The sequence below is a fragment of the Streptomyces mesophilus genome (assembly GCF_040300965.1).
GTDB classification, from domain to species: Bacteria; Actinomycetota; Actinomycetes; order Streptomycetales; family Streptomycetaceae; genus Streptomyces; species Streptomyces mesophilus_A.
In genome coordinates this window covers 79,413-86,238 of the sequence record NZ_JBEPEW010000019.1, presented here as the reverse complement: position 1 = coordinate 86,238, position 6,826 = coordinate 79,413, and the positions used below count along the sequence as shown (strand labels likewise).

Annotated in this window: 5 protein-coding genes and 1 pseudogene; 5 read left to right on the top strand and 1 reads right to left on the bottom strand. The window is 70.5% G+C overall.

The features are described from left to right. The 4 genes and pseudogenes from ABT367_RS10285 to ABT367_RS10270 all read left to right on the top strand — a co-directional run. Positions 1–1,927 (top strand): annotated as a pseudogene (locus ABT367_RS10285) (hypothetical protein); the annotation flags it as partial. A gap of 300 nt (positions 1,928–2,227) precedes the next feature. After that, positions 2,228–3,160, top strand: a complete 933-nt coding sequence (locus ABT367_RS10280; RefSeq protein ID WP_199545896.1) for a cellulose-binding protein — start codon at positions 2,228–2,230, stop codon at positions 3,158–3,160. An 89-nt stretch (positions 3,161–3,249) separates the two neighbouring features. Beyond that, positions 3,250–4,224, top strand: a complete 975-nt coding sequence (locus ABT367_RS10275) for an ABC transporter ATP-binding protein (RefSeq protein ID WP_352251549.1) — start codon at positions 3,250–3,252, stop codon at positions 4,222–4,224. A 3-nt stretch (positions 4,225–4,227) separates the two neighbouring features. Next, positions 4,228–4,998, top strand: coding sequence for an ABC transporter permease subunit (locus ABT367_RS10270; protein ID WP_352251547.1), 771 nt, complete (start codon positions 4,228–4,230; stop codon positions 4,996–4,998). Between the two features lie 35 nt (positions 4,999–5,033). Here ABT367_RS10270 and ABT367_RS10265 read toward each other — a convergent pair whose 3' ends face one another. Then, on the bottom strand, positions 5,034–5,219 hold the full coding sequence (locus tag ABT367_RS10265) for a hypothetical protein (protein WP_352251545.1): 186 nt from the start codon (positions 5,217–5,219) through the stop codon (positions 5,034–5,036). A 285-nt stretch (positions 5,220–5,504) separates the two neighbouring features. Here ABT367_RS10265 and ABT367_RS10260 point away from each other — a divergent pair, with 285 nt between their 5' ends. Continuing rightward, positions 5,505–6,818 carry an ABC transporter ATP-binding protein gene (locus ABT367_RS10260; RefSeq protein ID WP_352251543.1) on the top strand — a complete coding sequence of 438 codons (1,314 nt, stop codon included), beginning with the start codon at positions 5,505–5,507 and terminating at the stop codon, positions 6,816–6,818. The last annotated feature ends 8 nt before the right edge of the window (positions 6,819–6,826 follow it).

The following is a 6,826-nucleotide window of genomic DNA, read 5'->3' as shown; positions in this document are numbered from 1 at the left end:
GGCCGCCGAGGAGGCCGAGCGGCTGCGCACCGAGTCCGCCGAGCGGATCCGGACCCTTCAGTCGCAGGCCGAGACCGAGGCGGAGCGGCTGCGCACCGAGGCGGCTTCGGACGCGGCACAGAGCCGTTCCGACGCCGAGGCCTTCGCCGTACGGCTGCGGACCGAAGCGGCCTCCGAGGCCGAGCAGTTGAAGGCCGAGGCACAGGACAGCGCCGACCGGATCCGCGCCGAGGCGCAGACCGCCGCGGAGCGGGTGGGTGCCGAGGCCGCCGAGGCGCTGCGGGCCGCGCAGGAGGAGGCGGGCCGGCGCCGGCGCGAGGCCGAGGAGCTGCTCACCGCCGCGCGCGGCGAGGCCGACCAGGAGCGTGAGCGGGCCCGCGAGCAGAGCGAGGAGCTCCTCGCCAGCGCCCGCAACCGGGTCGACGAGGCGCAGGCCGAGGCGGCCCGTCTGGTCGAGGAGGCGGACCGCCGCGCGACCGATCTCGTGGCCGCCGCCGAGCTGACGGCCCAGCAGGTACGGGACTCCGTCGCCGGGTTGCAGGAGCAGGCCCAGGAGGAGATCTCCGGTCTCCGCTCGGCCGCCGAGCACGCCGCCGAGCGCACCAGGACCGAGGCGCAGGAGGAGGCGGACCGGGTCCGCGCCGACGCGTATGCCGAGCGGGAGCGGGCCTCCGAGGACTCCGCGCGCGTACGGCGGGAGGCGCAGGAGGAGTCCGAGGCCGCCAAGTCGCTTGCCGAGCGCACCATGTCCGAGGCGATCGCGGAGGCCGAGCGGCTCAGGTCCGAGACGGCCGAGCACGCCCAGCGGCTGCGTACGGAGGCCTCCGACGCGATCGCGTCCGCCGAGCAGGACGCTTCGCGTACGCGTGCCGAGGCGCGCGAGGACGCCAACCGGATCCGCAGCGACGCGGCAGCGCAGGCCGACCAGTTGATCGGTGAGGCGACCGGTGAGGCCGAGCGGCTGCGGGCCGAGGCGGCCGAGACGGTCGGCTCCGCGCAGCAGCACGCCGAGCGCACCCGCACCGCCGCCGAGCAGATCAAGGCGGAGGCGGCCGCCGAGGCCGAACGGATCCGCAGCGAGGCGCAGTCGGAGGCCGAGCGCACCCTCGACGAGGCGCGCCAGGCCGCCAACAAGCGGCGCAGCGAGGCCGCCGAGCAGGTCGACAAGCTCGTCACCGAGGCGGTGGCCGAGGCCGAGAAGCTCACCCAGGACGCCGCCGAGAAGGCGCTCAAGAGCGCCACGGACGCCGAGGCGCAGGCCGACACGATGGTCGGCGCGGCGCGGAACGAGGCGGAGCGGCTGGTCTCCGAGGCCACGGTCGAGGGCAACTCGCTGGTGGAGAAGGCCCGTACGGACGCCGATGAACTCCTCGTCGGCGCACGCCGGGACGCCACCGCCATAAGGGAGCGGGCCGAGGAGCTGCGCGACCGCATCACGGGTGAGATCGAGGAACTGCACGAGCGCGCACGGCGCGAGTCGGCCGAGCAGATGAAGTCGGCGGGCGAGCGCTGCGACGCGCTCGTGAAGGCCGCCGAGGAGCAGCTCGCCGAGTCCACCGCCAAGGCCAAGGACCTGGTCTCGGAGGCCAACTCCGAGGCGGGCAAGGTGCGTATCGCCGCGGTCAAGAAGGCCGAGCAGCTGCTCAAGGAGGCCGAGCAGAAGAAGGCGGAGACGCTGCGCGAGGCCGAGCGGGTCAAGGCGGAGGCGGAGGCCGAGGCCGAGCGCCTGGTGGACGAGGGCAAGCGCGAACTGGACGTCCTGGTGCGCCGGCGTGAGGACATCCAGGCCGAGATCTCCCGTGTCCAGGACGTACTTGAGGCGTTGGAGTCTTTTGAGGCTCCCGTCGGCGGCGGCAAGGACAGCGGCGTCAAGGCGGGCGCGAGCGTCGGCGCCCCTCGTTCGGGTGGCAAGTCCTCGGACAGCTGAGGGACTCGGCGCGGGACGGTCCGGGCCTTTCCTGAAGGTTCCGGGCCACGTTCGGGTGACGATCTGATGGATTGTCCGTGATGGCCTCGTTCGGGTGGCCCGCCGTTCAAGGGGTGGCGAGGGGCACAAACCCCGTACTCGACAAGGACGTTCGACCCTGGTGCTGGCAAGCGGTCTTGAGCTCAGCCACTCAAAAGGGTGGGCATTCTCCAGATCAAACCGGCATACGCTCGATGACACGCCGCCCTGACCCCTAGGATTCCCCCTATCACCTCACCGGTCTCATTCGACAGGAACCCCATGAGCGACACTTCCCCCTACGGCTTCGAGCTTGTGCGGCGTGGGTACGACCGCGCTCAGGTGGACGAACGTATCTCCAAGCTCGTCTCCGACCGTGACAGTGCTCTGGCTCGTATCACTGCTCTGGAAAAGCGCATCGAGGAGCTCCACCTCGAGACGCAGAACGCACAGGCCCAGGTATCCGACGCCGAGCCGTCGTATGCCGGTCTGGGCGCGCGCGTCGAGAAGATCCTGCGCCTCGCCGAGGAGGAGGCCAAGGATCTGCGCGAGGAGGCCCGCCGCGCGGCCGAGCAGCACCGTGAGCTCGCCGAGTCGGCGGCCCAGCAGGTGCGCAATGACGCGGAGACCTTCGCCGCCGACCGCAAGGCCAAGGCGGAGGACGAGGGCGTCCGGATCGTCGAGAAGGCCAAGGGCGACGCGTCCACGCTCCGCGCCGAGGCGCAGAAGGACGCGCAGCAGAAGCGCGAGGAGGCCGACGCGCTCTTCGAGGAGACCCGCGCCAAGGCCGCCCAGGCCGCCGCGGACTTCGAGACGAACCTGGCCAAGCGCCGCGAGCAGTCGGAGCGCGACCTCGCGTCCCGTCAGGCCAAGGCCGAGAAGCGCCTCGCGGAGATCGAGCACCGCGCGGAGCAGCTCCGCCTGGAGGCCGAGAAGCTGCGTACCGACGCCGAGCGCCGCGCCCGCCAGACGGTGGAGACCGCGCAGCGCCAGGCCGAGGACATCGTGGCCGACGCCAACGCCAAGGCCGACCGGATCCGCAGCGAATCGGAGCGCGAGCTCGCGGCGCTGACGAACCGCCGCGACTCCATCAACGCCCAGCTGACCAACGTCCGCGAGATGCTGGCCACGCTGACCGGTGCGGCCGTCGCCGCGGCGGGCGCACCGGAGGACGAGCCGGTCACGCGGGGTGTTCCGGCTCAGCAGTCCCGCTGATCAGGAGCCTCTGAGGCGGTACGAACGAGGGCGAAGCCCCCGGTCACTCCAAGTGGCAGGGGGCTTTGTCCCGTTTTAGCGTGGGCCGCATGATCGAGCTCGAGGGCCTGACCAAGCGGTACGGCGAGAAGGTAGCCGTCAATGACCTCACCTTCGCCGTCCGGCCCGGCATCGTCACCGGGTTCCTCGGGCCCAACGGCGCGGGCAAGTCCACGACCATGCGCATGATGCTGGGGCTCGACAACCCCACGGCCGGCGACGTCCGTATCGACGGCCGGCACTACGCGCAGATCAAGCATCCGCTGAGGTACATCGGCGCGCTGCTCGACGCGAAGGCCATGCACGGCGGCCGCAGCGCGTACAACCATCTGCTCTGTCTGGCGCAGTCCAACGGGATCCCCGACAGCCGCGTCCACGAGGTCCTGGACACCGTCGGTCTCACCGCCGTCGCCAAGAAGAAGGCCAAGGGCTTCTCGCTCGGCATGGGACAGCGGCTCGGCATCGCGGGCGCCCTGCTCGGCGACCCGCAGATCCTGATGTTCGACGAGCCGGTCAACGGGCTCGACCCCGAGGGCATCCACTGGATCCGCAACCTCATGAAGGGCCTCGCGGCCCAGGGCCGCACCGTCTTCGTCTCCTCGCACCTCATGAGCGAGATGGCACTGACCGCCGACCACCTCGTCGTCATCGGCCAGGGCCGGCTCCTCGCGGACACCTCGATGGCGGGATTCATCCGCGAGAACTCCCGCTCCTACGCACGGCTGCGCTCCCCTCAGCAGGAACGGCTGCGCGATGTGCTGCACGCCGAGGGCATCACCGTCGTCGAGGCCGGCAACGGAACGCTCGAAGTGGACGGCACCCCGGTCGAGCGGCTCGGCGAGCTCGCCGCCCAGCACCAGCTCGTACTCCACGAACTGAGCCCTCAGCAGGCCTCGCTCGAAGAGGCGTTCATGCAGCTCACGGCCGAGTCCGTGGAATATCACGCACACTCCGAGACCGGCGCGCCCGACACCTCCGGCTGGCAGCAGTCGAATGATCAGTGGTCGCAGAAGAAGGGGCAGTGACCGATGTCTTCGACGCGTGTACTGAAGTCGGAGTGGACGAAGATCAAGTCGGTGGCCTCGACGCCGTGGACGCTGCTGCTCGCCATGGTGTTCACCATCGGCCTGGGCATGCTGATCTCGTACTTCGCGTCCAGTGACTTCGACAAGCTGGACGCCAAGGACAAGCTGACCTTCGACGCCACCTCGATCAGCTTCGCCGGCATGGGCCTCGGCCAGCTGGCGATGATCGTGTTCGGCGTGCTCGTGGTCGCCAACGAGTACAGCACCGGCATGATCCGCACCTCGCTCGCCGCGGTGCCGCAGCGCGGCCGGTTCCTGTTCAGCAAGGTGGCCGTGGCCACGGCGCTTGCCCTGGTGGTCGGGATGATCACGGCTTTCGTCGCCTTCTTCCTCGGCCAGGCGATGATGGGCGACCACAAGGTGTCGCTCGGCGACGACGGCGTGCTGCGCGCGGTGATCGGCGGCGGGCTCTACATGACGCTGGTCGCGGTCTTCTCGATGGGCGTCGCGTCCATCCTGCGCAGTCCGATGCTGTCGCTCGGCATCCTGATGCCGCTGTTCTTCCTGATCTCCCCGATCCTCGGCTCGGTCTCGGCGACCAAGAAGGTCGCGCGCTATCTGCCGGACCAAGCGGGCCAGAAGGTCATGCAGGTGGTCACGCCCTTCGACGACGACACCCCGTACGGCCCGTGGGGCGGGCTCGCCATCATGATCGCCTGGGTGCTCGTGGCGCTGGGGGTCGGCTATCTGCTCCTGAAGAAGCGGGACGCCTAGGGCGCGGAGAGGGCCTTCCCCTACGTCCGTCCCCTTCAGACGCCCGCGACGATCGACGCCGCGAAGATGCCGACGAGGACTGTCGCCACGACCACGTTGTAAACGGCGTACGCCAAACACGCGAAACCGGTCCAGACGAGCAGCGGCAGCATCGAGCCGCGCGCACTACCGTCCAGAGGCCGATCCGGACCGGTCACGACGGCAGGGCTCGCGTGTGCCATACCTCGATGTGGTTCCTCGTCACGCAATGCTCAGGTCGCATGGGCATGGCGTGATCTCACCACCGGCGGCCACCACAGGCCAGACGCGTACATGAGGTGATCCGCGCAGAACCGCCCAACCCAGCCGAAAGCACGGACGTTGCCCGTGTGAGCCCTGAGGTTTCCCGGATACACCGGCCGCACATGGCCGGAACCGTCAACGGCTAGTTATCCTCCTTAGCTCCAAGGGGGACGAACTTTCCGTGTGCCCCGACGTTCTGAACCTGACCTGTCGATGGGTGCAGCATGATCGAGGCAGTCGGCCTGACCAAGCGCTATGGCGCGAAGACGGCCGTGTACAACCTTTCCTTCCAGGTGCGGCCCGGTGCCGTCACCGGCTTCCTGGGCCCCAACGGTTCCGGCAAGTCGACGACGATGCGCATGATCCTCGGGCTCGACAACCCCACGGCCGGCCACGTCACCATCGCCGGCCACCCCTACCGCAAGCTGCCCAACGCCCCGCGCCAGGTGGGCGCGCTGCTCGACGCCAAGGCGGTGCACGGCGGCCGGCACGCCCGTAATCACCTCCTGTGCCTGGCCCAGCTCTCCGGCATCCCTGCCCGCCGGGTGGACGAGGTGCTCGGCGTGGTCGGCCTCCAGGACGTCGCCAAGAAGCGCTCCAAGGGCTTCTCGCTCGGCATGGGCCAGCGGCTCGGCATCGCCGCGGCCCTGCTCGGCGACCCCCAGGTGCTGCTCTTCGACGAGCCGGTCAACGGGCTCGACCCCGAGGGCATCCTGTGGGTCCGCAACCTCATGAAGGCGCTGGCCGCCGAGGGCCGTACCGTCTTCGTCTCCTCGCACCTCATGAGCGAGATGGCGCTGACCGCCGACCACCTGATCGTGATCGGCCGCGGGCAGCTGCTCGCCGATATGACGGTCAAGCAGTTCATCTCGGCGAACTCCGCGGACTTCGCCCGGGTGCGCACCCCTGACACCGAGCCGCAGGCGCGCGAGAAGCTCTCGGCCGCGCTCACCGAGGCCGGCGGGCATGTGATGCCCGAGGCGGACGGCGGACTGCGCGTGACCGGGCTCGCGCTGCCGCGGATCAGCGATCTCGCGCACGAATCGGATGTACGGCTGTGGGAGCTCTCACCGCACCAGGCCTCGCTCGAGGAGGCGTACATGCGGATGACGCAGGGCGCGGTCGACTACCGCTCGACGATCGACCAGAAGGCCGGTCTGCAGCAGCAACTGCCGCCGCAGCAGGCCCAGTTCCAGGCGCCTGTGCCCGGCCAGGGCCAGCCCGGCTGGTACGCGCCTCCGGCGCCGCAGCACGGCGGACAGCCCTTCGCGATGCCGCAGGGGGCGCCCGGCGCTCCGGTACCGCCATCGGCTGCTCCCGTGCCCCCGTCGGCCGCTCCCGTACCGAACCCGTACGCGCAGCCTGCCGACGCCCCTGCGGCACAGGCCCCGGCCGCCCCGGTCGCCCAAGCCCCGGTCGCCCAAGCCCCGGTCGCCCAGCCTCCCGCCGCCCCGGTGGCCGCTCCCCCGGCGCCTGCCCCCGCGGCCGCGCCCGATCTGACCAAGCCCGAGAACAACGAGAACGGGGCCGCCCGATGAGTAGCCCG

Coding starts and splice junctions, on each gene's coding strand:
- ABT367_RS10280 (WP_199545896.1), top strand. CDS start 2,228: ATGAGCGACACTTCCCCCTACGGCTTCGAGCTTGTGCGGCGTGGGTAC.
- ABT367_RS10275 (WP_352251549.1), top strand. CDS start 3,250: ATGATCGAGCTCGAGGGCCTGACCAAGCGGTACGGCGAGAAGGTAGCC.
- ABT367_RS10270 (WP_352251547.1), top strand. CDS start 4,228: ATGTCTTCGACGCGTGTACTGAAGTCGGAGTGGACGAAGATCAAGTCG.
- ABT367_RS10265 (WP_352251545.1), bottom strand. CDS start 5,219: ATGGCACACGCGAGCCCTGCCGTCGTGACCGGTCCGGATCGGCCTCTG.
- ABT367_RS10260 (WP_352251543.1), top strand. CDS start 5,505: ATGATCGAGGCAGTCGGCCTGACCAAGCGCTATGGCGCGAAGACGGCC.